Source organism: Bacillus sp. Root131, from assembly GCF_001429475.1.
In the GTDB taxonomy this organism is placed as follows: Bacteria; Bacillota; Bacilli; order Bacillales; family Bacillaceae_G; genus Bacillus_A; species Bacillus_A thuringiensis_S.
The window spans coordinates 40,187-66,127 of record NZ_LMJQ01000041.1 but is presented as its reverse complement, the minus strand read 5'-3'; the positions used below and the strand labels follow the sequence as shown (position 1 = coordinate 66,127).

Genomic DNA, 25,941 nt, shown 5'->3' with positions numbered 1-25,941 from the left:
AACATGAAAAATCCTGCAAGAAGAAAGAACTTAAATGGTAGTTGGATTTAATTTTCCATAAATTTTCTTTTTGTATGTAATGCAATCAATATCTGTAAAATATACTTCCTTATCATAACGTCCAACCTTGTATGTGCTATCCCAATGCCTTACGCTGTTTTCAACTTTTATAGTTGTACCATCTTTTTTAGTAATATTTACAGTAACTGCATTTGACAAATCCTCTTTTAGAATACGGAATAATTCTATGTTGCGCTTAATTTCTTCGCTTTTGTCATATTCGTTAAATTTCTGTTCAACAAACTCAAGAACCTCTGCATATTTGTCTATATTTATATTCTGCAAACCGTCTTTTATAATATCTTCTCCGCGAATATATTTAATCATGTATTTAAGTTTGCCCTCATTTGTAAATGCTTTAGTAAATGTTGTGTTTCTACAAATGAAATCAATAGGTTTCTTTCCATTCACATACCAATCCAGAACAGAGCTTTCATACTCATAACCTTTGTCTGGTTCGACACCTAGCATTCTTTTCATAGCAACTGCTTCTTTTAAACCTTGTTGAAGATGTTCCTCCATCTCCTCGTCTAATTCTTCTGCTGTATATATTTTCATATTATCAACCAACGGCCTAATTTCTTTTGAGCGATAATCAGAAACAAATATAATAGCATCCTTATCTATCAGGTAAACACCATCAACTTCTAAATAATTATTAAATCTGCCAAAGCTCTTAGCTGTGTAAACATCCTTATTGTATCTGATAACAATAAAAGGAATTGCTTTAGCATCTTTTACAGCAAGCTTTAGGATTGCTACTTCCTCTAACCTATCGGATGAGTATGTTGACGTAACCTGACATTCCCATACAGACTCTTTATCTTTTGTAATGAAGTCCCTGAAATTTTGTTCAGTAAATATAGGATACAATGATTTCTCTCTTAATGCCTTACTCATTTTTTTCCACCTCTCCCATTATTTTTATAAAACAAAAAAAAGAGAGGGTGTTAACCCTCTCCTTGTCTTATTAAGCAGCTTTTGCAATTGGTTTCTTTTTAATAGAAGCAATTAATCCATTCATCATGCTTCGCTCAGATTGGTTGCGTTCAATAACAGCTACACCAAGCTTACGTTTTTCTTCTAATGTTTCTTGGATTTTTTCATCAATCGTTCCCATTGTTACCAAGCTAATAATATCAACTACGTTGTGTGTAGAACCAATACGGTGTACACGCCCCGCCCGTTGTTCAAATGTGGCTGGATTCCACGGAGAATCATAATTAATAAGTGTATTAGCAAATTGGATATTCAAACCGTAGTTCCCTGCATCTGTTAGTACAAAGAATTTATACTCAGGATCTGCCTTGAACGTTTCTAACTGCTCTTGTCGTTGAGCAGAAGACATTGATCCATTTAGTAACGCTACCTTACCTAGTGTACTCAGCTCTTCATCTATAAGGGTTTGCATTTTAGCAAATTGAGTAAAGATAACAATTTTATTTATGCCTGCTTCTATACGCTCTTTGCATATATCCACTAGCTCTGTCAGTTTCGGAGATTTAACGTTTTCCGGAATATGTTCTAGGTAATGCTTAGACATACCACTTTGCCCCATCTGGAGCAAAGCAGGGTGGTCTGATGAAGCAACCATCATGTACAAGTATCCTAGCACTTGATCTTCCTTCTTACGCTTCTCTTCAACCCAATTGCCTTCTTGGTCATATTGACCATTTACTTGTTGGGAAGACAACTCTTCTAATAGAGTTAGGAAATCTTCCTGAATCTTGTTGTATAGATTGGCTTGAGCATTATTCATTTCAACATCTCGACGATGGAAAATCATTGGCGGTAAGTCTTGTGCAACGTCTTTCTTTAATCGACGTAACATGTAAGGAGAAATAGAACGACGAAGTTCACCCAGTCGCTTGTTCCCAATTGGAACAAAACGTCTACCAAACTTAGAAGCATACACAATGTATTTCTTTCTGAATTCGGTAACCTTACCTAGTAGTCCCGGCTGCACCCATTCAACTAAAGCATATAGTTCTTCTACGTTGTTTTGAAGTGGTGTGCCAGTACTTGCGAATCGATATGTAGAAGGTAATGCATTAACAGCTTTATAGGTGATAGAACCCCTATTTTTTAATCGATGGGCTTCATCGGCAATAATTACATCATAATGAAATTCCTTCATCATATCACTCATGCTTCTGACTAATTCATAATTGACGATACCAAATAAGTAATCACCATTAATGAATTTAAGGAAAGCTTTATTTTTCTCTTTTGTATTTTTACCATCAATAACGATATTAGTATGTCCAAGGAATTTTTCAATTTCTGAAGACCACTGATATTTTAATGAAGACGGACAAATAACGAGAACCTTTTTTACTTTTCTTTGTTTCCATAGCATATGAGCAGCGCCCATCGTTTGCACCGTTTTTCCCAATCCCATGTCATCTCCGATAATACCGCTTTTGACATGAGTTAAGAAGGAAATACCTTGTTGCTGAAACTCATATGGCTGTAATTTAAAGTCCGAAAAATCATCTAGCATCGGGAACTCAGGAAGTAAAACTTCTTGAATCCCCTTAATACTTTCAATAGTTGTGTGCCAAGCGGTTATATCCTCGTAGCGTTCAACAAAGGCGTCTACATGACGTTTTGGAACCATCCACTTATATTCCTGCTCAATATAATATGCACCCGGTAGTGACCTCATGAAATCTGTATATTCGCGGAACATTTGAGTAGATAGTTTCGTTTCAATACGAATGTCTAATTGGTCACCCTGTAAACGGAGTGAAAACAATAGCGGGACCCTCCTATTCGATTGTTAGTTAAGAAACTCTATCTTTATATCTCTTCTTCCGAAGTCATACATTCTGTCAGCATCTGTCATGTAAATGTCTACTATGTTACCTTTGATAGCCCCACCACGATCTTCAACTGTATAAATACCGTTGATAGATGGATAAGATTCACATGTGATTCTTACTTTTGTACCAAATGGAACTGAACGGTCCATAGCGATCATTCCCGGTTGTACTTTCTTACCTGAAGCAGTAAGACCTGTTACTCCTGGTTCGTTTATCATATAAGCAGTACCAACGCCCATAATTGTTTTAGAAACACCAGCATTGTCACTAGTATCCTTAGTAGGAGATGGGGTTGGAGCAGCACTAGGAGTTGGATTGGAAACAGGTTTTACGTTGTCTGACTTTGGCTTATCAGACTTTACTGGCCTGGCAGACTCCTTCGCTTCGCGCACTTGCTTAGCTAATTCTGCATTCTCTGCTTGAAGTTTTTGATTATCTTCTAGAGACTTCTGCTTTTCTTGCTCAATAGCTTCCTTGCTATGTTTTAAATCTTCCAGTTCAACTGAAAGCTGTTCTGTAGCAGATTGAATTTTTTTCTTCTGCTCTTCTAGCGTTTTGTTGTTTTCATTAGCGACTTTCAATTCTTGGACAGTTTGTTTGTGATTCTTTTCTAAGGCTGTTACTTCTTTGTTTAGTTCTTGAATCTCGTGAAATTGAAATCCTACGCCGCTAGCCACTACGATCGCTGCTGTTGCTTTCAAACAGTTTTGTATTACTTTGCCCTTTGTGATTTTTTGTTTCATGTTGAATCAAATCCTCTCATCGTTGTATTTCTGCTGTAATAGTTGTGAGAAGATTACTAGTTTATTGGTATGGAGAAATAAAAAAAGAGCCCTCTAAAAAAAGATTGGACTCTTTATATGTTGGCTTTCTTATTCTTTTACTTCAGGAAATTCCTTTTTTTCGAACCATTGGTGACGACAAGCACGCTTTAAGCATGTGTACTTAATTCTTGTCTTCCACTCATCTTTATAAGAACGAGGATTTTGGCACTCAGGGCATGTATTCTCGACGTAACGATCTTTGTATGTATTACCCTTGGTCTTATGTCCTCTTGATTGTGCATTGTATGATACGATTTGTTTGTTCTCCATATAAACTACCTCACCTCTACGCAATGTTTACAACAGTTGTTTCTACCTTAAAAACCATTTAAATTACAATATAAAATGTCCAAGTAGAAACATAAGCACTTACACATCGATTTGGCAAGTGCTTATTGTTATCTATTTTTATTTTTTCTTGTTGTAATGCTCTAACAGGTCATAGAGAAGTGATAAACGCTTTTCTTCGAAGACTTGCATGAGTTTGAAGTCCTTCTTTACTGCTTCTACATGGTCGATGTCACCAGCAACTAAATGCTCAATGTCTTCCATAATTGTGACTAGTTCTTTATGGGCAGTACCAAATTTATCTTCAAAATCTTTTGCAAAGAGAATAGGGAATGAAGCATAAATACGGTTAAATTCATTTATCATATGACGATGAATATATAACATGTACTCCTTCATTTTTCGAATCTCTTGTAAGCCAATAGATACGGCTCTTGATTCTTGTTCTCTATTAATAGGAGGTAAAGGCACTCTGCCCACAAATTGCTCCCACTGCTCATCTCCAATAGAAAGAGGAATATAGTTTTCAGCTGCTTTCTCCACTTCTTCATGAGAAAGCGTTTGATTTTCTTCTGCTCCGAATAGAACATCTTCTAATTTTTCTTTAGGTTGATGAACTACAGTATCAGGCTCTTTCTTGTTACCGTCTAATAGCCCACCAAAAGTTTCTTGAAATACATCTGATTTTTTTTCTGATTTTTCATTGTTTGACATTATATTTACTCCCTTGTTATATGAATGAGTTTATTGCAATTTGAACATGTGTAACGGATCTCGTTTTTTTCAGGGAGTTCATTAAAACCTACTACTTTTTCAGCCGAATCTTTTTCATAGTTTGCAAGAACGCAAATCTCTTTTTTCAGATACGCACTACCACATTCGCACCTTGTAAATTCTTCGTGAAATCTCATTTTAAAACCCTTCCTTGCATATCATAGCTGACTGATGTTAATTCTGACATATTCATCAATAATATACCAATTAAAATAGAATTAACGTTCGATGACATTTTATTTATTTACATATAAGTCTGATTATTCACTCATATATAAACAAAAAAAGAAAGCTGCAATCATAAAGATTAGAGCTTTCTTTTTTTGTTACTCCCACCACCAAGAGATACCGCTTGTAATAGCTTCTGCTTGTTGTGTATAAGTAGTATCTGCTTTCACAACTGTCTCCTTAGAATCGTTCGAAATTGTAATGATCGTAGCTAAAGCTACAGCTGTTGAAAGACATACAATTATTTTCTTAAGCATTGGTTTCTACCTCCGTAATTTTTTTGGTATATTTTATTTCTGTCTCTGTCTTTTCTTTTTTTATCGCAAATACTAGAAGGATTATGAATAATATAGAAGAGCTAATAGCTAAGAATGTTAGATTCAAATCAATACCTCTTACATGCGACATAAAGAATGACGCCGGCAAATAGACTGCCCCAAAAAGAGAAATTGCTATTACGAAATGCTTTTCTCGCTTAAAACGTATTCTTTCAAAATTAAAGTTGAAAGTCCAGTCTTGAGAATAAAGAATGAATGCCATTACACCATAGATAAAACCAGAGGTGATATCCATTGCGTAATTTCTCCAAATATGTGCCTTTAACTCAAGAGGGCTGAAGAATCCAAATGAACAATATATAATTGCAATTTGAATAATCAGCGGAATAATCACACCTCCTGCAACTGTCACTACAAGTGACCAAATTACAGGAACCTTCTCTACAGCTGCTAGATAAAGAAAAGATATAACCATCCCTATAATCGGTACTAGATAACCAAGTCCATCATGCTGCTTATTAAAGTAGATTGAGTAGTTGATCACACTAGTTAAAAATGAAATTACCGAAATTATAGTAATGTGTCGATGGAATCTTAAACGGAATATGGCACACATAATTGCATAGTTACCAATCCCTAAAATAGTCTGAGATAAAACAAACCATCCTAAGTTTGCAGAATTCAAGTACTTCACCCCTAACCCCTTTGAATAAGTATAAGTTCTATTACTTTATTTATTCTGCCATACTCCGCATTAATATACCAATTAACTTTACATAAACGTTCCATGACATCTTTGTCATTTTTCTAAGTATTCTTTTCAATCTGCCTTTTAAGTTTCTCATTTTCTTCTCTTAGGATTCTCATTTGTTGGTACATCTCGATCTCTTGATCAAATGACTTTACTAAATAAATAGAGTCGTCATTCTTGTATCGAAATGGGATCACCCAGTAAGGGCGATTCTCTTGAAAAGCTTCGAGTTCTTGTTTTAAAAGCCAGTCTTTCGGAATACTTATTGATTTTTCTCCTCGTGCGTTGATAGTACCTCGTTCTTTGCATTCCATTAAGTAGTCTTGGGTTTTAATGTCTCCTTTTGCATACCACAAAGCTCCGCTGTTCGCTTGACGTCTTGCGTCTACGATTGGTTTATTCTTCATTGTTGGTGTGGCACCCATTGACGATAATATAATAGAAGGAACTGGTTTTTCTATTGGCTTAGGAGGTTCTTCCTTTACCGGTTCATTAACTTGTATACGAGGCTTTTGAATCTTTGTTTTTTTAGTACCCTGCTTAAACAAATCAGTTTGTTTATTTACTTTATTGAAAGCATCGTTCCACTTTTTCGTTACATCTTTTTCAAAAGCCATGCCCTCTTTCTTCTCACTTTTATAAGTTCGGAAAGCAGCATTACGCTCAGCTTGTTTATTTGCTTCTCTTGCTTCTAGTTTCCGTTCTCTCTCCTCTTTACTGTTCTTGTAAAGACGAACCCCATCACATAAATGACAGAGAGCTGAGTTTTCACACTTGTTATGTGTTTCTTCATTACACTTATGCAACAAGACTCAACTCCTCATCGCAACTAGATGTTTGCTTGAAATTAGAAGCATCTTCATTTAATCCTGTGATAGTAACTACTCTGTGCTTATAACAAACAGCTTGATATCTAGATGTGACTAGAATGTAATGATCTTTAACTTTAGATTTCTTTTTGTATTTCACATCACGAGCAAGATCTCGATTTATTTGCATCACAACACGTTTTTTAGAAGCTGTTCTTTTCCCTACACGTTGTTTATACCTCCTGACAGCGTGTTCCGTAATCGTCATCGTAAGTTTCTCCTTTCCTTAGTTTTATGATGCTCTACCTAAAGAAGAGAAAGATTCTTGTGAAACCATTAAATCCTTATCTAATTTAAGTAAGCCATTGATTGTTATTAGACGATTTTGCTTGTTAATAAGAACATCTAAAATTCCTTTAATAAACATGTATCGTTCTGTTGATTCTCGCTGCATATCATACAAAGTTAATCCTTCTTGTGTGGTAATTTTTCTTACTTCCATAACAGCGTTACGCTTTCTTTCATCTTCATTTTTTCCAGTCAAACCAACACGTTCAATTTCTTTTACCATTAAATCGATTCTCTCTTTGGATGATTCTAAATCCGAGAATTGAATGCGAAGGGTTGAATAGATACTGTCTATTCTTGAAAGGATGCTAATAGCCATCGCTGGGTTTACATCCGTTGGGATATGAATAGATTGTGTGTTTTGATTTAACTCTCTACGATAAGCTGCCCATTGTTCTGCGGTCATGTCAACAATCGGATTCATGCACTATTCCCCCTTACTTTCTGTTAATAGAGATAATGTGCGCTCCAGGATTTGTTGATGCAATTCTTCGACGGCTAATGTACCATCTAAAATCATTGCATTCCCATCTTCCTCTTCTAACTTCATATAACGAAGATACAGATCACGAGCTCTTGTTAATAATTCTTTATCGCTTTCGTACTTATCGTTTTCGCCATGCTTTCCTTTTCTCTTCATTGATTCTTCTGGTTCAATATCTAAAAAGATTTGGAAGTTAGGCTCTGGCATACGGTCCAGTAAATTAGCTGTAAAATCGATATCAACACCATTTGCTGTACTGTAAACAAGTTGACTTACTAAGTATCGATCTAAGATAAGAACATCTAACTTCTCTGCTAATTCTTCGAACCAATTAAGCTGAGCATACTTATCCGCTGCCATAATACACTCAATCGCAAGTTGCCCTGGGTTATATTCTCCATCAAGAAACTGACGAATCAACCCACCAGTTGGTGTATCATAACGATGAAATTCAGATTGTTCTACATTGTAGCCACGTTCGTACAAAGCTTCGTGTAGTTTATCTGCCTGCGACTTCTTACCTGACTTATCTAAACCTTCAAGTGCTATAATAATCATGCTGCGCTCACCCCACCTGTGCTACCAAATCCACCAGTGCGAAGTTCTGAAGCATAATCATCATCAGCAGTAAGATAAGGAAGGAAAATACCTTGAGCGATACGATCTCCATGATTCACAACAAATGGTTCTGTTCCTTCATTGCGAAGTAGAATTCGAATGTGGTTGCCATAAAAATCAGCATCGATAACGCCAGTTGCATTTTGTAAGGTTAAATCCTTCCCATACGCTAAGCCGCTTCTTACAAATAAAGCTAACCACTCATCTTCTTTCATATAAGCAGTTAAACCTGTATTAATAATAGCCTTTGAGTTCGGTGGAATAACATAATCACCGACTGCAGCAATATCATAACCTGCTGCGTTAAGTGTCTTACGAGTTGGCTTTAAGACCGAAAAGTTTTCGAAGTGCTCTTTAAAATCGTTTAACACTTCAAAGCCTCTAACTTTTTTGTTTTTAAATAGTTTTAAAATATTCATGTTGGATGTTACCTCCTGGAGAATAACGACTTAAGCCGTTTGTATCATGACCGTTTTATAGTTGTCTGGAATCTCTCCCAAGAACGGACTAGGTTTTTGTCTAATCGGTTTCTGGGAACCATACTCATACTTAAAGGCAGAATGAGTTAGGTACAGTCGTTTTCCAGCTCTGGTCATAGCTACATACATTAAGCGTCGCTCTTCTTCCAAGTCTGAGAGTTTTTGCTTAGAACGATAATGTGGAAACACATCATCTTCCAATCCAATCACGAATGTTTCAGGCCATTCTAAACCTTTAGCAGAGTGAACAGATGTTAAAGTAACAAAGTCTTCCTCATCTTCATCTGAATCTCCATCTAAAGTAATTTCAGAAACAAATTGAGCCAAGCTATTTATTTCTTTTTCTTGTGCATCCCAATGACGAGCATAATCACGTAAATGAGTTACGTTTTCGATTCTAGTCTCATCTTCTTCTTTTTCCTTATCAAACTGACCCATAAAATCAGTCTTCTTAATAAGTGTTTGCATAAATTTAGTAGCAGAGAATTCACCAACTAATGCTAATTGACTAAGCTCTTGCATTAACGTCGCAAATTCCTTAATCTTTGCAACTGTCGATTTATTAATCTTTGATAGCGCTGCTACCTCATCAATGTTCTGTAAAGCAACAAAGAATGGGATTCTTCTTTCATGAGCAAATGCATAGATTTTCTCAATCGTTGTTTTACCAATCTTACGACTAGGTACATTGATGACTCTTTCAAGAGCATAATCATCTGTTAAGTTATGACTTGCACGAATATACGAAACAAGATCTTTAATTTCTTTTCTATCATAGAAAGAAGTTGTTCCTACAATCTTGTATGGAATGTTCTCATCACGTAAAGCGAGTTCTAAATGCTTCGATTGGAAGTTCATTCGATAAAGAACAGCAAAGTCTTTCCAATCACATTGAGTCGCCTTTTTCATATTTACAATCATCCGGGCAACAAAATCTGCTTCCCTCGATGCATCATTGAATCGGAACACATGAATGTCATCCCCTACTCCACTTACAGAAAATGCTTCTCTTTCTAATCTCATTTTGTTGTTACCAACAAGAGAGTTAGAAGCGTTAACTATGTTTTGAGTAGAACGGTAATTTTCTTGCAGTAAGATTAATTGAGTTTCCGGATGTATTTTCTGATAGCTTAAGATGTTTTCAATCTTTGCTGAACGGAACGAGTAAATAGATTGATCCGCGTCACCAACTAAGAAAATGTTTCCGTGCTTTTGAGATAGCATTTCAATTAAATCAAACTGAATTTTATTCGTATCCTGAAACTCATCTACAAGTACGTAACGGAATAAATTCTGATACCTACCCAATAATTCAGGATTGTTTTGAAATAGATGAACTGTCTTAAGCAGTAAATCATCATAATCAAAGTAATTATGAATAGCCTTTAAATCTTCATACTTTTGATAGATATGAGAAACCGCAAGCTTTTCTTTATCTCCTGTGCTATTAGACTGAGCTTGACCAGGACTAATCGCTTCATTCTTCCACAATGAAATTTGAGAAAGAAGGTTGTAGACAATATTCTTATCTGCTTCTAATCCTAGTTGGACAGCAGCGGTCTTAACTAATGCTTTTTGATCTGTATCGTCCATCAGTGTAAACATATCCATACCAAGATGATGAATGTTAGTAGATAGGATACGGTTACAGATACTATGGAATGTACCAATCCAGCTCTTAGAAGCCCGACTATCCATACCAGTTACTCGTTCCTTCATTTCTTTAGCAGACTTATTCGTAAATGTAATGGCAAGAATACGCCAAGGATCTACACCCTGCTGCAGTAAATAAGCAATACGAGTAGTTAGTACTTTTGTTTTTCCAGAACCAGCTCCGGCCAACACAAGGACTCGTCCCTCTGTTGTTAAAACTGCTCTTTGTTGGCTACTATTTAATGTACCCATCAAAGGATTCTCTACTGTAGCTAACAAATTACCTCCCCCTTTCGATTAACTATAGGTGTTGAGTTGTTTCGTTCCCTGAACTTCTTATGGAAACGTAAGCAGTTAAATCGGATTCGTCAATAAGTCAGCAAAAAAAATAAGACGAGCTTTTAAACTCGTCTTACAAGGTGGCACTATTACTTGGGTTCTTTCGTCTTAGGTGCTACTTTATTATCTTTTACCAATGTCATTACTGACGCGACAAAAGTAAGAACAGCAGCAATCTCCGTTTCACCTACAACAGGTAACGGTTGTTGACCTTTGGCAACCAAGTATTGGTTCAACCAAGCTAACGCAAAGACAATAATACGAATTAATGCCCCTTTGTTATCCATAATAAATTCTTTGGACATATGCAACACCTCGAAAAAGAAAATATGGTACTTAGCTACCATAACGATTTACGGAAGTAAGAACCATATCATGCTTTTTCTATTCCTAACTTAGACCACATGAAACAAGTATTATTGAGCCTGTGGCATATTGAATAAGGTATTTGATTGTGTTTGCTGCGCTACTTGAGCTTGTTGGACCATACGATTATCATGAATTGCTTTAACCGCTGCCCCAAGTTCATTAATTTTCACATCCGCAATTTCCTTTGTAAGGTTTGAAGTGATTTTAAATTGCCCATAAATATCCTTCAACTTAGCCACCACATTTTCTTGAGTAGCTCCTGCACCTAAAGTTAAGGTTGCGATTTGCATTGCTAAATCACGCATTTGGTGTTTCTGTGGCTCTGTAGCCGCATAAGGATTTTGTTGCTGTGGTGGATTCTGATATTGCTGTTGTTGTTGTTGTTGTTGATAATTCTGTTGCTGATAATTTTGAGGAGCCTGATTAGGCCCCTTATCATCAGAATCAACTGGTAAGTCTTCACCAGCGTATACATATAGTCCAAGTCCATGACCTGCAATAGCTTTCACCTTTGCACGTTGGATGCTGTTATTGATGTCAAATGTTGTAGGTTTAGCGATTGGCTTATTACGGAAGTCTAATACTGGGAAAGGTTCAGAGACAGAAACACCATTTACGATAACTTCTACTTCTACAAAGTATCCAAGAGCGGTTCTTATATATGGTACTAAAAGACCACCTGTTTCAGGCTCAGGGAAACGTTTTACATTAATCTTTGCATCAGGATGTTTTCGTTTAAGTTGTTCAACTGCATGAGCCCAACTCATATAAGAGAATCCATTTTTCTTTTCTAGGTATTTCGTTACATCCATACCTGCCATTTCCGCAAAATAGTTCTTTTCTAATTTAACGGGTTCTTCTACAACGTCTTGCTCTACTGGCGGAGCTTCTGTAGTTACTGCTGTCATTTGTTTTCCTCCTTGATTACTCTGGAACATATAAGTCCCTCCTCACATTAATTGTTGAGGGTATTCACTTTTTAAGAAAGGAAGCCCCTTTTTCAAGGAGCCTTTGCTCTAGTTGGGTAAGTCTTAACAATCATTCATGATGTTCGAAAACTGCTCCGGAGTTGTATGCTTGGAAATAGAACGAATAAGACAAGCTAAACTAGGTTGCTTCTTTGAAGAAGTTTCTACTTGTTTAAGTACTTCTACATATCCTTTTCCTTTACACATACTACAAAAGCCACTCTTCACAATACCGGTGCCATCACACCATGAACATGAACGATTCCTTAACATATTTAACCCTTCCTTTCAAAAGTATATATACTGAACGGATGATCATTATCCTCACTTTCTGCATGTTTTGCATCTAATTTAGACGACCATTCCGAACTGTCTAACATAGGAAAGTATGAATCTGCTTCTGGGAACGAATGATGAATGCGCGTAAGATAGACACGAGAAGCCATCGGTAAGAACAATTCATAAGTTTGCTGACCACCAATAACAACAATCTCTTTATCTTTCGATTGTTCAATCATGAATTGAATGTACTCTAAACTTTCAAAAACAAGATTCTCACCTACTAAATGCAGATGATCCAGTGTTAAAGCCATTGGGCTTCTAGTAAGTACAATATTAAATCGATCCTTTAATGGTTTATGACCAAGTGAAGCAAAGGTTTTATAGCCCATAATAATTGGTTTGCCTTTTGTCTTTTTTATGAAATGTTTCATATCGTCCTTCAATCGGCAAAGTAATTTATTCTCAAATCCAATTGCATTGTTTTCATCTGCAGCTACAATAAGGCTAATCATACTGCAACCTCAATTTTCATTTGTGGGTGTTTATCATAGTTTTCTAAGCGGAAATCATCTGCTGTAAAACTATAAAAATCTGTTTTTTCGGGATTAATCCATAAAGTAGGAGCGGCATAAGGCTCTCTTTTAACAAGCTCTTCTGCCAATTCAAGGTGTTTGTTGTAAATATGACAATCTCCGATAATATGTAACAATTCCCCTACTTCTTGCCCAATATGACGAGCAACCATATGTAGAAGTATTGCGTATTCACATACATTAAAAGCATTTGCTGTAACAAAATCCTGAGATCTTTGTTTTAAAATCAGATTCGTTTTCTTTCCATCTGACCAAAATTGTAAGTGGTGAGCACATGGAGGTAAATTCATTCTTCCTGTATCATCTACGTTCCACATTTCAATTACTGCTCTACGAGTAAATGGATCTCGTTTTAGTTCTCCCAAGACATAATCCATTTGGTTGTCGTAACCGAATATAGGTTTAGCTACTTGATATCCGTATGCCTCACCAATTGAACCCTTTTTCTCTAATCGAACAAAAGGAAATGTTTTTGAGAATCTAAGTCTTGTTTTTTTAAATGCCCATTGGTTCCAAATTTTCGCTCTCATATCATTTACGTTGTTAGAACGTTTACGATAAATCCAATCTACTTCATCAAAGATAGTTTTTAATGGTAGCGGACGAGTTGTTGGTGCTGGGAATTCTTTTGATAAATCATAACGATTAACAACACCGAAAATTCGTTTTGTTGCAATTGGTGATCCATCTTCCCATACTGCACGATTATCTGGAATCCATTCTTGAGCCAAGATAAGTTTTAAAGTATCCTTCTGATAATCATCTATTAAAGCCAATTTCCATCCTCCCTTTTCTTTTCTTGCTATAACGTAAGGATTTAGAAATAGGAAAGTCAACCCGCGAATTAGAGTAATTTCACTCGCTGAACATTCTCTTTTTCTACGTAGGAATCCAATAGAGAAAGTAAATAATCTTGAGAAGATTTATTGATTTTTACTTCGTCATAGAATTTAACTTCTCCACCAACAAAGCTTTTTGATTGAGGAGCACGTAGGTAAAGTTCGCCTGAATTTTCTTTAGAGTTGAACACGACAATACGGGTTTCTCCAATCCCTGCATCAACTAACATCGTTGTAACAATACCTATTCCTTGTTGTTTGGTAGAAGGTTTGAATAGCTTCACTTTGCGAATACCTAGTTCTGCATTTAAATACCCCGACTTGTTTTCTATGGTGAAACGTACTTCTGAATCTTTTGTGATAGTAGCAGTTGTTGACAATGTAATTCCCTCCAAATAAAAAGGCCCTCCACTAGGGAGAGCCATGTTTTGTTTTATTTATAAATTAGCTAGCAAATTTGTAGTTAACACCAGCTTCAGCTGCATGTGTAATGATGACAGACTCCACTTTGATTCCTTTTAATGGCTCATCATCTTCATCTTGGAATTTTGCTTTTACAAATTCTCCATCAACAAGCATTTTATGTGTTTCTTCAACGATATTTGCTGGGTTAAAACTCATAGAGAAGTAATCCCCACCATGCATATAACCACTAAGTTGAATCGTTTCACTGAACAGATTGATACTCTTACTTCTTAATTCGATAGATTTACCGTTATCAAGAATCACTTTAACGTCATATCGTTGTGAATCTGTTGTTAAGATATTTAAATCACCAATAGCAGAACGGAATGTATAACCCTCATTTAATTCAAACGCAATCGCACGTAAGCTGTCGTAATTTAACTTTACACGATTTGCAAATGCTACAACATGCTTGATTTCACCATGATACTGTTCAGCAATTTTGTCTTTTAGGTAGATTTCAATTTCAGTAGCAGTTGGATAATCAAATCGGATATGGTAATGGAATCGACCAGGACGGCTTAACATAAACTCATTTACCTTATTAAGATCGTTTACCGTAATCGCATAGATACGTTTCTTCTGAGAAGTACCATCAAATAACCCCAGTAAGTTTTCCTGTTTTTCTGCTTCTTCATTACGAGGATTGAACATCTTTTCAAACTCATCCAAGATAATTAATGCTTCTTGGTCAATTTGTTCAATGAAATCAGCAATCCCTGGGAATGCCTTTGTAACCATAATAACCGGGATTTCCTTTTTAACAACTGCTTCTGCAATAAGTTGAACAAACATAGATTTACCCATTCCTTTGTTACCACTCAAGATAAGACCTAAGCTACGTTCAAATTTTTCATATGATTTTAATACTTTATTAATTTTTTCTGGGTGACTTCCATAAATCTTTGCTTCCGTTGATTCAAAGTTATCAATCTTCTCTAAAGAGAAACCTGATCTTGGATTGAATTCTACTTTGTATGTAGCAGCTGGTAGTTTGTCATAAGTTTTTAAGTCATCACCGTAAATTTTATAAGTACTTCCGAAGTTAATAATTTTCATTTTATATTGCTCCTTTTTCTCTCGTTGTTTTTTTTGTTTTTTGTCGTTGTTGAAAAAAAGAGTCTCAGGTAACCGAAATCACCCGAGACTTATTTAAAGTTGTTGAGATTATCAATCCCAACGATCAAGCTTGTAAACTGCTGTTCCTGTTTTTGTTGTTACACGAACCATTGCGTTCCAAGTTCCACCATATTGCAATCGAACGCCACAAGCAGAAGCTTCGTCATACTCTTCAATAGCTGCACCCTTAGAATAAGATTCAAGAGTTGAGCGGATTTCACGTAACTCTGATTTAAGGATTTCTGGGAACAATGCATTACCAGCACTATTGAATCGATTATCTTTTGCTCCATCTAAAATAAGGAATACTGCTTTTCCTTGATGAGCATTTTCGTCATACCACATAGACGGCTGGAATGTAATTGCCGTTACTTTTTGATAACCTGTAGATACATTCCACTTGCTAGCATTTGAACCTCCACTGTATACATACCAAGAGAAAGGATTACGTTGCTCTTCTTTATCCCATTGTAAAATAGGTGGCGCATCTTCATATGAAGCTGTAAGAATAGCTGAGAAGTTATCAACACTCTTAACTTGGTATTCAATTTCTTCTGCTAATGGAAGAACTGTTTCCATGAACTTTCTCCATGTCATAGTGACAGGTGGTACATTCATTTTAGGTAATTCCTTCTTATCTTTTGATTGAATATGTGAGAAGATACCTCCACTATTTTTAATAGTTTCTTTTTTACCTTTAGGAGTCCATTCTGTTTTTAGTTCATCTACTCGTGCAAATCGACGAATTAAAGATTTTTGAATTCCTAATTTCTCAACAATCTTTTCCGCTTGAGCAATGTTACCTGCTGATGGAGCTGCTTGTGGACGTTGGTATTGTAATGGGTGCATCTTCTCAGCAAATCGACGACTAACTGAATCAAATGACATACCAGAAGCGATATCATCAAGAAGCGTTCCAATCATTGAGCTTCTAACATGACAGAAACCTGTCGGTGCCGTAGCAACAGCTAACCAAACAATGTTTTCTTTATGGCGAGAGTTTTTAACATTGTCGCGTTTTTCATGTACTTCTCTAAACCATTCAGCAGTACCTAAGCACTTCTCTGAGCGATATAAAGATTCTGTTTTTAAAAGTCCTACCGCTTGATCCACTACATCAACTGAATACTCCATTAATGCTCTGATAAGCATTTTAAAGTCTTCTAATTTTTCAGCCATAACTTGATGTGCAGTACGAATTACAGAACGATTTACTAATGTTTGAGGTAATGCGACAGATAAATGAGTCCATTCACCAGTACGAGGAATACCTAATACTCTTGCATCTGGAATAAATACACCATTTACTCTTGAATTTAACACCGCTTTTTTCATTGCAGAAACGGCTGGTGCGAAGAAACGTGGTGTAATATCTTCATTCCACATTGCAGAATTCATAGTTCCATTTTCATCGATAGTAACAAGACCACCGAAGCGGTTAATGAAAGTACGGCAAGCGTTACAAGTATAATGCTGACGAGCTTCTGCAGGTAGATTATTTAAATAGATTTCATATAATTCATCAACATTTGTAGTGAATAGTTTCTTACCTGAATTAATAGCCATATCAAAGAAATTCTTTACGCTTTGTTCAAATTGAGGGTACTGATCCTGATTGCTGTCCTCTTTGTTATAACCATACCCATTTAAGCTCAATTCTTTATTCATTTTCAACACTCTCCTGTTTTTGTTAGTTTTTTGTTTTATATAATAGTGAATGATTCTATATCACCCAACTGAAATTCCTTCAATAACTTTATGTACTTCACTTGTAACATCATGTCTTGAGTCACATAGGAAGGAACCATCCTGATAAGTGGTGACCACGCAAACCAGTTTCCCATCTACCATAAAATGATTTACTTCTGTAGTAATATTGCTCATAACTTTTCCTCCCATATTAAAAAAGGTAAGGGCGTTAGCCCTCACCTATTAAGCTGCTTGTTGGTCAATTAATTCTTTTACATCCATTAATACGCCGAATAATCCATCTGCAGATGTTGATTTGCATGGAACGAAAAATTCATTACAAATTTTCGCAACGTACTTACTTGCATCATGACTATTTTCTTGAGTACTAATAATTACGTAGTCAGACTTAAGAATCTGAGCGCGAATTTTTTGTTTATGCTCATCTCCTGTAAGATGAGTAAGTTGAATTTCTTCTACTCCATCTAACGAATCTTTAAAGTTATTCATGCGACCTTCTAGCCCTACTAAAAGGATTTTTTTGTTCAGAAAAGGTTTTTTATCAAGTCGATCTATCATGGAGAAGCCCAATTCTGATTCAGTAGCATTATTTTGACGATGTACTAATCGTTTCGATTCGATAGAAGCTGTTTGTTCTATTTCTTCTGTATCATATTTGTATGTCGCACGGAAACTGTTTGTAATGTTATTTGTGTAGAAACGCCCATCAATAACATCACCTTTCGAAATTTTAAAACGGTTTGCATCTTTTTCATTAATATATAAACAAGCTGGTGATTCATTTACAAAAATAGCTCCAGAGTTTGTACTTGTAACAACTAATCGGCTACCTATTTCCTCAACGATACCCATTTTGATTTCTGATAAATAAGGGTTCGGAACATTTTTCCGATCCACGATACTGAATTCATAAATTGGTGAACCATCTTGAAATTGACCTTTGATACCCGTTACTTCAATTTTATTTTCATTTTCCATAGAAAGCTTACGAACTAGCTCTTCTGGAATTGGATATTTTAATTCTTCAATTACACCGCCAAATGCTTTCTTAAGGAAAGTAAATACGTGTCCAACTGGATATGTGTCTACCATTTCTACTGGTTCAACAACAATTGCTTCTGGTGCTAATACTTCTGTTGGTTCTAATACAACATCTAGTCCTACACCGCCGCCTTCATAACTCATTTTGCTTAATTCTACAAGCTGTTCAATTATTCTGTGATGAGGTTTAGCCCATTCTTCATATCTGTTAAAGTTTGATAATGTAACCTGTTGTAATTCATGAACCATCTTTGCTTTTAATTCTTCAAACATTTTATCTATATACATTTTAATTATTCCTCCAATTTGTCTAGCAACTTATGATGCTATTATACTTTCAATTAAAATCGAATTGTCTTGAATGACATAGATGTCATCTAAGATTCATTTAGTTCATTTTTCATGTAATTGTTTTATATTTTCAGACAAAAAGAAGAACCGCCCACTTCCTAGTGAACGGCCTTACCTTTTTGACTATAGAGCAACGGGCTCTGTTTGTTCATACATATTATATGTTGTTACTTCGCTGGACATAGCTTCGCAATAATCATCGAATGCTTTCTTACCCTCTTTATCGCTGCTAAATTTATCAGTGGGTAATGAAACTCCACGATCAATTTTCACACCGCGACGGATAATAAAATCATCTCGCATATCAGCATCTTGAACGATACCAGATCCTGCGAAGTGTCCACCAAAGCTTGAACGTAACATTGTCATATTCGATACCTCTCAAGATGTTACAGAATGTAGCCTAATCGAGTAGGAAATATCATGTAGGGACTAATTCTGTTTTATTTTTTATGCTGCAGCTTGTAATTCAGGTTTCGGTGCTACTTCCATGTCACCATAACCATCTTCATCTACACGTTCACCATCTGGAAGTTCAACTTCTACTCCGCGGATTTTCGCTTCAAGTTCAGCAGCTAGGTCTTTATGTTCATGTAAGAATGCAACAAGTTTTGCTTGTCCATTAAACTTAAGTTCAATGCCTTTATGTTGACGGATTTCACCTGTCTCTTCATCAATGATTCGGCACCATCCACCGTTTTTCTGAACAAATCCCGCAAGAATAGCTACCTGAGCTACTTCATCAATACGGTCTACACCATGTCCATAAATAAGTGGGAACGCTGCTTCTTTAAACGGAATTGCAATTTTGTTTTTCACAACTTTAATTTTTACCCAGTGACCAATAATGTCATTACCGTCTTTAATGTATTCGCCCATTTTTACTTGGATACGTTGAGAAGCATAGAATGGTAATGCACGACCACCAGAAGTTGTTGTTGGTGTACCAGCAGGGCTGAATCCACCGATTTTTTCACGAATCTGGTTAATGAAACCTACTGTACAGTCATGTTCATAAGCAATACCAGTTAGCTTCTGCATTGTTGTACTCATGAAACGAGCTAGTAGACCCATAGTTTGTTGTTCAGCAGATGATTCTACGATTTTAGTAGGAACCATAGCGGATACAGAGTCAACTGCAATTAAACGGACTTCACCTGAGCGAATAAGACTATCAGCAATGTCTACAGCATTTTCTGCAGTTTTTGGATTTACGTAGATTAATTTATCTAAGTCTACGCCATACTGCTGTGCTAACTCTTTATTCATAGCATGTTCCATATCAATGAAAGCAACATAGCCTTCATTTTTACGTTGAACTTCAGCTATATGAAGAAACATCAATGTTGTTTTTCCAGCCATTGAGTTACCAAAGTACTCAATAATACGACCATTTGCTACTCCTCCACCCAAAGCTAAGTCCATTGTTAATGAACCACTTGAGAAAAGTTTAATAGTTGGACCTGTATTTACTGAATACCCGATTGTATCTTCCCCAAGTTGTTTGTTGATTGTAGACATTAATTTTTCAATGCTCATTTATTGTCCTCCGTCGTGTTGTATTTTGTGAGAATCTCCTGTGCACGCACTAGGACTTCCACATCTTCATACAACCCGAACTGCTTTGCAGAGTCCCTTTCACTCCTAGCACGCTTTTCTACCTTATTAATAAGGCTTCCAAGATCAAGAGAATCTTCTTGTTTCATAGCTTGTTTAGTAAAGTATTCAAACTCCTCGGCTAAACAAAGAGAGATTTGTTCTACCGCTTCTTCATGCGGTAGTGTTTGTAAATAAGAGTTATAAAGGCTCATCATGAATTGATGAAGCCCTTGTTTTAACTCTGATCGTAATCGTCGTTGAGTACTCATATAATCACCTCAAGAAACGAATACCCTACCTTAGAATGGTAAAGCATCGTCACTAATGTTCACGCTACCAGGGAACATTTCAGGGTTGTATTGCCCTTGTTGTCCTTGCTGTTGGTATGGAGGTTGTTGAAATTGTTGCTGCCCTTGTTGAGCGTAAGGGTTTTGACCTTGGAACTGTTGTTGTTGACCTTGTTGCTGATATTGAGGTTGTTGGAACTGCTGCTGTCCTTGTTGCTGGAACTGTTGTTGCTGACCATTACCTTGTCCACCATCATTGTTAGAAGAAAGGAATTTGATATTATCTGCACGAAGTTCCCAATAAGTGATATTCTCTTTTTTAGAAGACTTCATCTTACCTTCTACTAAAACAACCGAACCTTTTTTAGTGTACTGTTGTACGTTCGCACCTAATTTACCCCACGCAGATACATTGAAGAAATCAGTAGTTTTTTTGTCACCATAACCATCATCTACAGCTACAGCAAAACGACAAACCGTGTTTTCACCATAAGGAGTGCTTTCTGGATCACGAGTTAAACGACCTACGATTAATTGTTTTTGATACATAATAAATTACCTCCGGTTTTTTAATTTGATATATATGTTTCATTCGCTACATAGTCATGAAGCGGTTTTAACAACGAAAATACAGCGTCTTTGTTAGACATCTTCTTCTCTTTAAAATCTTGGACAAATTCTATTTCCATTAAAGAGACTCCTTCATTGCATGCAGTTGCTGCGCTTAACTCATTTTCAAGTTTTTCTTGAGCGAATTTAATTTGCTCAACTGAAGGATAAGGCATTGCTGAAGTACATCTGCTATAGATATAGTTCCTACATCCAACAGCACAAACACTGTCTTGATCGTAATGATTTGTTTCATATTTAACACCTAACTTTTCAAGCGTAGGTATTAGTGATTTTGGTACATTCGCCCCAGTCGTTCTTTCACGCCGGTTATGAATGTATAAAGCTTTGAACTCAACAACGTACTTATCACGACCATAACGATGATTCGAATAGTCATAACGTGGTTCATGATAAGTAAACAAGATGCTTCCAACGCTCAATTTCTTATGCATTGCCATCGCTATATCACCCCTATTGTTTCTGAGTAGATTTAGATTCTCTTCTTATTTTGTTGTAGCAGCGGCGACAAACACTTGAGTATGACTCATTGCCACCTACCTGTACGACTTCTCCCTCAAAGACAGGAATGTTGTTTATTAGGCGCACATTTCGATTTGCTTTATTCTCACAATGAATGCATTGGTTCTTGATTTCACGAATACTATCTGCTGATTCGACTAATCGCTTACTTCCTTCGAATAGCTGACCTTGGAAATCTGTCATTAGCCCATAAGCAATAACGTTAATCCCAAAATCATCTGCTAAATGTGAAAGTGTATCGATCATATCCTTGTCCATGAATTGAACTTCATCTACAAATAACCAGTCAGGTTTTTTCAGCATTGCTATCTGAATTAATTCCGTGAAATGAGTAATTGGTGTGCAATCCATCTCAATACTTAGGGCACGAGATTTAATCTTTGTATCCCTTGTATCCTGAGAACTCTTGACGATCTCGAAGTTCTTTCCTTGTTGTTCGAAATTAAATGCGGTCATAATCAACTGTGCTGACTTTGAGCTGTTCATGCTTCCATAATAAAAAACTACCTTGGCCATTTAGACCCTCTCCCTCTTACTAAAATCAATGTTGTTTTGTTGATCCAATCTTATTTAGGCGTTGCTCTTCAGCAATCAGAATGTGTGTCCAATTCTTTTCATACGTTTTTAAGAAGTCAAAATACGCTTCCTGTTCATCAGAGGTTGGAGTAAGTTCAAAGATATGAACTAAACCATTAATCACATCAAGAGACTCTTCTTTATTGTCATCATTGAAGACAAATAAAAAGTGCGTTTCTCCCTGCTCTATCTTCATCTGCAATGCTGTTAAAAGCAGACTAGCGACAGTTTTTTCACTAGCATTCGGGAAGAGACGCCTACATGTTTCGATTGAAATATGATTATCGTTAGTAAAGTCATCGTCTTTGAAAATAGAAGTATCTTTTAAGTCTGTTACCGCTAAAATAAAATGATTTCGATGAAATGCTGTTAAGTTGCTTTCATGAATTGTGGATAAATTGATCAATTGAATAACTCCTCTCAGAACGTAAGCACTTAAAAATTAAAAATCAAGACAAAAAGAGCCTTCCCAAGTAGTTTTTTCTACAAGAAAAGGCTCCTTATATAAAACAAAAAAACCGCTACATTTAGCGGTTCTCCGTATCCCTTTTTAAGTGTAGAGATAAACACGTTTCGTAACAAATTTAAATGTGATTTGAGGGAGAGAATTATTATTATTATTATATGGCAGAGAGGACGAGATTCGAACTCGCGCACGTTTTACCGCCTACTCCCTTAGCAGGGGAGCCCCTTAAGCCACTTGGGTACCTCTCTGTATTTTGGGAAGGTGGTGGGGAATTGACCCCACGGCCTCTTCTCTTTACCAGTCAGTCTCCAATTTCCAGTTCACCTTCATATGTAATTTTGGCAGGGGCAGTAGGAATCGAACCCACAACGGAGGTTTTGGAGACCTCTGTTTTACCTTTAAACTATACCCCTATATGGTGGGCCGGGATGGATTCGAACCATCGAACCTTTCGGGGTGGATTTACAGTCCACTGCGTTTAACCACTTTGCTACCGACCCATAAAAGGTGAGGGCGTTAGCCCTCGTTGGTGTCATACATGTGTGTGAAAAATAAATTTAAGTAGGGTGTCGGAACACTTCTACTCTGTTCGCTAAGGAACGGAAACAACCTAACAGCTTTCGCCACATCTCGTAAGATGCTACGGTTTTTGGCATGTCGCCGTACAAGGCTACTGGTTTGTTGTTCTCTACTATCAGCCTTTTGTTCGACATGTGTGTCCTGTTAACTGTACGCCTCCGAAGGGACACTTCTTTTAAGGGGAGACGCACAGCAGATGCCGACAGAGGGACTCGAACCCCCAACCTACTGATTACAAGTCAGTTGCGCTACCAATTGTGCTATGCCGGCATATAAAATGGCGGAGCTGACGGGACTCGAACCCGCGACCTTCTGCGTGACAGGCAGACGAACACTCCAACTGTTCTACAGCTCCATTATAGAGGGGCATAAGCCCCTGTTTGATATTAATGATAATATGATTTGTGTACAGACAAGATATTAATCTTATTTTCTTCTGTGATAAGACCTTTTGCAAATGCATCTTCTACGTGTTGATCTGTAGCATGCCAGTAGAATCGTGCGCTAGCTAAGTAACGTACAAGACTAAACTGAGTTCCAGTTACACCATATAAAGCTGCTTGCGTTTTATCCTTATCATAGTCTTGGCTACGAGTGCCAGTTCCACCAACTAAGTAGTGTCCATCTAGCATCTCTTGAGTGATCAAGTCACCTACTTGAATTGCAGATAAATCTCCTTGGTAAGTACCGCGTTGCAATTTATTCCCTGAAAGATTTGTATAGCTTGCACCTAATCGTACATGAGGTACGAATTGATTAGCATACTCATCATAGGCTGTTTCAGGGTAAGAAGGCATTTGCCAGTCTTGTCGGCCTTGATTGAAATCATAATCATAAATCCAAGGAATCTCAATTCGTTTTGTGATTACTTTCGTTTCTCGATCGTACTCTAGCACTAAATCATAAAGGTTTGTCAATAATATCAAACTCCTTCTAGTTGTATTAGAAACTTATAAAAGTTCTAACGCCCCTACCAGGATTCGAACCTGGACTCTAAGCTTAGAAGGTTCATGTGCTATCCTGTTACACCATAGGGGCAAAGTGAAATACCTAAACATAAACAAAAGTCCGGATGACACGATTCGAACATGCGACCCCTTGCTCCCAAAGCAAGTGCTCTACCAAGCTGAGCTACATCCGGATAATAAAAGCGCGCCCGAGAGGACTCGAACCCCTAATCTTTTGATCCGTAGTCAAACGCTCTATCCAATTGAGCTACGGGCGCATATGGTGCTAAGGACGGGTTTTACTAGGATTCGAACCTAGGAATTCTGTGGCCATTCAGTGCACCAACCTCTTCTTGCTTTAAAACCCATAATATAATTGGCTGGGAATGATAGATTCGAACTACCGCATCAGAGAGTCAAAGTCTCTTGCCTTACCGCTTGGCTAATTCCCAATATAATTAATGGCTCTTGATTGAATCGAACAATCGACCTCTCCCTTATGAGGGGAACGCTCTAACCAACTGAGCTAAAGAGCCAGGTACCGAAGGCAGGAGTCGAACCTACACGCCACCGATTGTTACATCGTTGAGTCTGCCTGTTGAACTTACTTCGGTATGGTGCTAGAAGGGAAAATCAGATTTCTCTGAACCAAGATTCGGCTTGGACCCTCCCAAATCCTAGCATGATAAAAGTGGTAGCGTATGCCGGATTCGAACCGGCGAATATCGGATAGAAAGTCCGATGACTTAGGCCTCTTGTCGAATACGCCACGATATAATTACAATCCGACACCCATATCAGAAACAGTACCGAACGGGCATTCAGTAACATAAAATAAAGGAGTGAGTGAAATGATATGAATCATGGATGCCGGATTCTAATTACGGTTGCTAACGCTCTGGAATCGAACCAGATTTTCAAGGGTTATGAGCCCAAGTGAGATTGCCAACCTCCCGCCAGCTATAATATAAAGGTGGACATGAGAGGAATTGAACCCCTGCACTTTGTCGACTAAGATCTGCTCTACCACTGAGCTACATGTCCATTATAAGCGCCTTACGAGAATCGAACTCGTACCGTCTGATTGGAAGTCAGAAATCATAGCCATTAGACCAAAAGCGCATGTAAAGCAGAAGACAGGATTTGAACCTGCGAGATAATTGGGTTGCAGCCAATCGCGTTAAGCCACTTCGCCACATCTGCATAATAATATGGCGTGCATGGTTGGAATCGAACCACCCTTCTGGACTATGACCTCCTGCTCTGATACAGTGGTTTACCATAGTCAATCTCCTCACCAATCTAACCGTAATAACTTATCACTCATCTATGTTTCAGAATACATAGGGCCCAATAAGCTTTCGAGAAAGATTCGTTTCTACCTGAGCTACACATAATAATGGCGGAGGGTGAGGGACTCGAACCCCCATCGGTTTTACCCTACGTCAGTTTTCAAGACTGATCTCTTACCAATTAGAGTAACCCTCCACATTAGATACGGACGGAGAGACTCGAACTCTCACGCCGAAGCACTAGATCCTAAGTCTAGCGTGTCTGCCAATTCCACCACGTCCGCATAATTTGGCTCTGACGGTAGGATTCGAACCTACGACCTTTCGGTTAACAGCCGAGCGCACTACCACTGTGCTACGCCAGAATAATAATATTTAACAACATAAGTACTTATACTGTAATTTTGTTTTCATAACATAAGCACTTCTTTTTAATTTGTCAACATTAACTTTTTATATTTAAATAATGTTTGATGTAGTTACTAGATTACTAATACAACCCTATAGTCAAAGAAAGTCAATACCTATTTTAAATTTTTAAAAATAAA

At 37.1% G+C, this 25,941-nt stretch carries 31 protein-coding genes and 18 tRNA genes; all 49 read right to left on the bottom strand.

Going from position 1 to position 25,941, the window contains the following annotated elements; all coding sequences use genetic code 11:
* Window positions 1-30 precede the first annotated feature (30 nt).
* The 49 genes from ASE54_RS28680 to ASE54_RS28450 all read right to left on the bottom strand — a co-directional run bounded on the left by ASE54_RS28680 (window position 31) and on the right by ASE54_RS28450 (window position 25,758).
* Window positions 31-960: a hypothetical protein gene (locus tag ASE54_RS28680; protein WP_000030416.1), complete on the bottom strand. Its 930-nt coding sequence runs from the start codon at window positions 958-960 to the stop codon at window positions 31-33.
* A gap of 70 nt (window positions 961-1,030) precedes the next feature.
* A complete protein-coding gene (locus ASE54_RS28675; protein ID WP_003254300.1) occupies window positions 1,031-2,818 on the bottom strand; it encodes a DEAD/DEAH box helicase in 1,788 nt (595 codons plus the stop codon).
* A 24-nt stretch (window positions 2,819-2,842) separates the two neighbouring features.
* On the bottom strand, window positions 2,843-3,628 hold the full coding sequence (locus tag ASE54_RS28670; RefSeq protein WP_000810531.1) for a 3D domain-containing protein: 786 nt from the start codon (window positions 3,626-3,628) through the stop codon (window positions 2,843-2,845).
* 129 nt (window positions 3,629-3,757) lie between these two features.
* On the bottom strand, window positions 3,758-3,979 hold the full coding sequence (locus ASE54_RS28665) for a hypothetical protein (RefSeq protein ID WP_000428644.1): 222 nt from the start codon (window positions 3,977-3,979) through the stop codon (window positions 3,758-3,760).
* 138 nt (window positions 3,980-4,117) lie between these two features.
* Window positions 4,118-4,711, bottom strand: a complete 594-nt coding sequence (locus tag ASE54_RS28660) for a hypothetical protein (RefSeq protein WP_000069271.1) — start codon at window positions 4,709-4,711, stop codon at window positions 4,118-4,120.
* 386 nt (window positions 4,712-5,097) lie between these two features.
* Window positions 5,098-5,256, bottom strand: a complete 159-nt coding sequence (locus ASE54_RS36020; protein WP_153587192.1) for a hypothetical protein — start codon at window positions 5,254-5,256, stop codon at window positions 5,098-5,100.
* Complete coding sequence (locus tag ASE54_RS28650; RefSeq protein ID WP_003254302.1) at window positions 5,249-5,971, bottom strand: hypothetical protein; 723 nt, start codon at window positions 5,969-5,971, stop codon at window positions 5,249-5,251. The genes ASE54_RS36020 and ASE54_RS28650 overlap by 8 nt, the downstream gene beginning before the upstream one ends.
* A 113-nt stretch (window positions 5,972-6,084) precedes the next feature.
* Window positions 6,085-6,834 carry a hypothetical protein gene (locus ASE54_RS28645; protein WP_000548555.1) on the bottom strand — a complete coding sequence of 250 codons (750 nt, stop codon included), beginning with the start codon at window positions 6,832-6,834 and terminating at the stop codon, window positions 6,085-6,087.
* Window positions 6,827-7,105 (bottom strand): hypothetical protein, encoded by a 279-nt coding sequence (locus ASE54_RS28640; protein ID WP_000156298.1) that lies wholly within the window; start codon window positions 7,103-7,105, stop codon window positions 6,827-6,829. The genes ASE54_RS28645 and ASE54_RS28640 overlap by 8 nt, the downstream gene beginning before the upstream one ends.
* A gap of 24 nt (window positions 7,106-7,129) precedes the next feature.
* Entirely contained in the window at window positions 7,130-7,609 is a 480-nt protein-coding gene (locus tag ASE54_RS28635; protein WP_001068334.1) for a hypothetical protein, read from the bottom strand.
* Between the two features lie 3 nt (window positions 7,610-7,612).
* Window positions 7,613-8,227, bottom strand: coding sequence for a dTMP kinase (gene tmk / locus ASE54_RS28630; protein WP_000583728.1), 615 nt, complete (start codon window positions 8,225-8,227; stop codon window positions 7,613-7,615).
* Window positions 8,224-8,706 (bottom strand): dUTP diphosphatase, encoded by a 483-nt coding sequence (locus ASE54_RS28625; protein ID WP_001023489.1) that lies wholly within the window; start codon window positions 8,704-8,706, stop codon window positions 8,224-8,226. The genes tmk and ASE54_RS28625 overlap by 4 nt, the downstream gene beginning before the upstream one ends.
* 30 nt (window positions 8,707-8,736) lie before the next feature.
* The gene (locus ASE54_RS28620; protein ID WP_000881565.1) at window positions 8,737-10,698 is read right to left on the bottom strand and encodes an ATP-dependent helicase; all 1,962 of its coding nucleotides are present in this window, start codon (window positions 10,696-10,698) and stop codon (window positions 8,737-8,739) included.
* A gap of 149 nt (window positions 10,699-10,847) precedes the next feature.
* On the bottom strand, window positions 10,848-11,045 hold the full coding sequence (locus ASE54_RS28615; RefSeq protein ID WP_003254307.1) for a phage holin: 198 nt from the start codon (window positions 11,043-11,045) through the stop codon (window positions 10,848-10,850).
* 129 nt (window positions 11,046-11,174) lie between these two features.
* Window positions 11,175-12,035, bottom strand: coding sequence for a DUF1071 domain-containing protein (locus ASE54_RS28610; RefSeq protein ID WP_003254310.1), 861 nt, complete (start codon window positions 12,033-12,035; stop codon window positions 11,175-11,177).
* 123 nt (window positions 12,036-12,158) lie between these two features.
* Window positions 12,159-12,368: a hypothetical protein gene (locus tag ASE54_RS28605; RefSeq protein ID WP_000945823.1), complete on the bottom strand. Its 210-nt coding sequence runs from the start codon at window positions 12,366-12,368 to the stop codon at window positions 12,159-12,161.
* 2 nt (window positions 12,369-12,370) lie between these two features.
* Window positions 12,371-12,889, bottom strand: coding sequence for a dihydrofolate reductase (locus tag ASE54_RS28600; RefSeq protein WP_000624473.1), 519 nt, complete (start codon window positions 12,887-12,889; stop codon window positions 12,371-12,373).
* Window positions 12,886-13,746 carry a thymidylate synthase gene (gene thyA, locus ASE54_RS28595; RefSeq protein WP_001173852.1) on the bottom strand — a complete coding sequence of 287 codons (861 nt, stop codon included), beginning with the start codon at window positions 13,744-13,746 and terminating at the stop codon, window positions 12,886-12,888. Before thyA ends, ASE54_RS28600 begins: the two co-directional genes overlap by 4 nt.
* A 68-nt stretch (window positions 13,747-13,814) precedes the next feature.
* Window positions 13,815-14,204, bottom strand: coding sequence for a hypothetical protein (locus ASE54_RS28590; RefSeq protein WP_000398537.1), 390 nt, complete (start codon window positions 14,202-14,204; stop codon window positions 13,815-13,817).
* Between the two features lie 49 nt (window positions 14,205-14,253).
* A complete protein-coding gene (locus tag ASE54_RS28585; RefSeq protein WP_000691718.1) occupies window positions 14,254-15,333 on the bottom strand; it encodes an ATP-binding protein in 1,080 nt (359 codons plus the stop codon).
* A 111-nt stretch (window positions 15,334-15,444) separates the two neighbouring features.
* Window positions 15,445-17,061 carry a hypothetical protein gene (locus ASE54_RS28580; RefSeq protein ID WP_001031181.1) on the bottom strand — a complete coding sequence of 539 codons (1,617 nt, stop codon included), beginning with the start codon at window positions 17,059-17,061 and terminating at the stop codon, window positions 15,445-15,447.
* 60 nt (window positions 17,062-17,121) lie between these two features.
* Window positions 17,122-17,277: a hypothetical protein gene (locus ASE54_RS36015; protein ID WP_153587191.1), complete on the bottom strand. Its 156-nt coding sequence runs from the start codon at window positions 17,275-17,277 to the stop codon at window positions 17,122-17,124.
* Window positions 17,278-17,325: 48 nt separating this feature from the next.
* Window positions 17,326-18,432: a hypothetical protein gene (locus ASE54_RS28575; protein WP_000275048.1), complete on the bottom strand. Its 1,107-nt coding sequence runs from the start codon at window positions 18,430-18,432 to the stop codon at window positions 17,326-17,328.
* A gap of 186 nt (window positions 18,433-18,618) precedes the next feature.
* Complete coding sequence (locus ASE54_RS28570) at window positions 18,619-18,864, bottom strand: hypothetical protein (RefSeq protein WP_000178252.1); 246 nt, start codon at window positions 18,862-18,864, stop codon at window positions 18,619-18,621.
* 81 nt (window positions 18,865-18,945) lie between these two features.
* Window positions 18,946-20,034 carry a recombinase RecA gene (locus tag ASE54_RS28565; RefSeq protein ID WP_000021196.1) on the bottom strand — a complete coding sequence of 363 codons (1,089 nt, stop codon included), beginning with the start codon at window positions 20,032-20,034 and terminating at the stop codon, window positions 18,946-18,948.
* The gene (locus ASE54_RS28560) at window positions 20,031-20,363 is read right to left on the bottom strand and encodes a hypothetical protein (protein WP_000107273.1); all 333 of its coding nucleotides are present in this window, start codon (window positions 20,361-20,363) and stop codon (window positions 20,031-20,033) included. The genes ASE54_RS28565 and ASE54_RS28560 overlap by 4 nt, the downstream gene beginning before the upstream one ends.
* A gap of 30 nt (window positions 20,364-20,393) precedes the next feature.
* Entirely contained in the window at window positions 20,394-20,930 is a 537-nt protein-coding gene (locus ASE54_RS28555; RefSeq protein ID WP_000284404.1) for a single-stranded DNA-binding protein, read from the bottom strand.
* 20 nt (window positions 20,931-20,950) lie between these two features.
* Window positions 20,951-21,451 carry a hypothetical protein gene (locus tag ASE54_RS28550; protein ID WP_001240705.1) on the bottom strand — a complete coding sequence of 167 codons (501 nt, stop codon included), beginning with the start codon at window positions 21,449-21,451 and terminating at the stop codon, window positions 20,951-20,953.
* Window positions 21,452-21,464: 13 nt separating this feature from the next.
* Window positions 21,465-22,049, bottom strand: coding sequence for a thymidine kinase (locus ASE54_RS28545; RefSeq protein ID WP_001151669.1), 585 nt, complete (start codon window positions 22,047-22,049; stop codon window positions 21,465-21,467).
* A gap of 25 nt (window positions 22,050-22,074) precedes the next feature.
* On the bottom strand, window positions 22,075-22,515 hold the full coding sequence (locus ASE54_RS28540; RefSeq protein ID WP_000609242.1) for a hypothetical protein: 441 nt from the start codon (window positions 22,513-22,515) through the stop codon (window positions 22,075-22,077).
* A gap of 219 nt (window positions 22,516-22,734) precedes the next feature.
* A tRNA-Ser gene (locus ASE54_RS28535) sits at window positions 22,735-22,823 on the bottom strand.
* Window positions 22,824-22,914: 91 nt separating this feature from the next.
* A tRNA-Trp gene (locus ASE54_RS28530) sits at window positions 22,915-22,988 on the bottom strand.
* 3 nt (window positions 22,989-22,991) lie between these two features.
* Window positions 22,992-23,075, bottom strand: a tRNA-Tyr gene (locus ASE54_RS28525).
* 276 nt (window positions 23,076-23,351) lie between these two features.
* Window positions 23,352-23,424: transfer RNA gene (locus tag ASE54_RS28520), tRNA-Thr, on the bottom strand.
* Between the two features lie 8 nt (window positions 23,425-23,432).
* Window positions 23,433-23,509, bottom strand: a tRNA-Asp gene (locus tag ASE54_RS28515).
* Between the two features lie 31 nt (window positions 23,510-23,540).
* On the bottom strand, window positions 23,541-24,071 hold the full coding sequence (locus tag ASE54_RS28510) for a hypothetical protein (protein WP_000183534.1): 531 nt from the start codon (window positions 24,069-24,071) through the stop codon (window positions 23,541-23,543).
* A gap of 48 nt (window positions 24,072-24,119) precedes the next feature.
* A tRNA-Arg gene (locus ASE54_RS28505) sits at window positions 24,120-24,192 on the bottom strand.
* A 29-nt stretch (window positions 24,193-24,221) separates the two neighbouring features.
* A tRNA-Pro gene (locus tag ASE54_RS28500) sits at window positions 24,222-24,295 on the bottom strand.
* A 10-nt stretch (window positions 24,296-24,305) separates the two neighbouring features.
* Window positions 24,306-24,379, bottom strand: a tRNA-Arg gene (locus tag ASE54_RS28495).
* A gap of 99 nt (window positions 24,380-24,478) precedes the next feature.
* Window positions 24,479-24,553: transfer RNA gene (locus ASE54_RS28490), tRNA-Gln, on the bottom strand.
* A gap of 10 nt (window positions 24,554-24,563) precedes the next feature.
* A tRNA-Met gene (locus ASE54_RS28485) sits at window positions 24,564-24,637 on the bottom strand.
* Window positions 24,638-24,640: 3 nt separating this feature from the next.
* Window positions 24,641-24,715 (bottom strand) — tRNA-Leu (locus ASE54_RS36010).
* Between the two features lie 78 nt (window positions 24,716-24,793).
* A tRNA-Glu gene (locus ASE54_RS28480) sits at window positions 24,794-24,870 on the bottom strand.
* Between the two features lie 205 nt (window positions 24,871-25,075).
* Window positions 25,076-25,145: transfer RNA gene (locus ASE54_RS28475), tRNA-OTHER, on the bottom strand.
* 6 nt (window positions 25,146-25,151) lie between these two features.
* A tRNA-Gly gene (locus tag ASE54_RS28470) sits at window positions 25,152-25,223 on the bottom strand.
* 6 nt (window positions 25,224-25,229) lie between these two features.
* Window positions 25,230-25,304, bottom strand: a tRNA-Cys gene (locus ASE54_RS28465).
* A 197-nt stretch (window positions 25,305-25,501) separates the two neighbouring features.
* A tRNA-Ser gene (locus tag ASE54_RS28460) sits at window positions 25,502-25,589 on the bottom strand.
* A gap of 8 nt (window positions 25,590-25,597) precedes the next feature.
* Window positions 25,598-25,677 (bottom strand) — tRNA-Leu (locus ASE54_RS28455).
* A gap of 6 nt (window positions 25,678-25,683) precedes the next feature.
* A tRNA-Asn gene (locus ASE54_RS28450) sits at window positions 25,684-25,758 on the bottom strand.
* Between the last annotated feature and the right edge of the window lie 183 nt (window positions 25,759-25,941).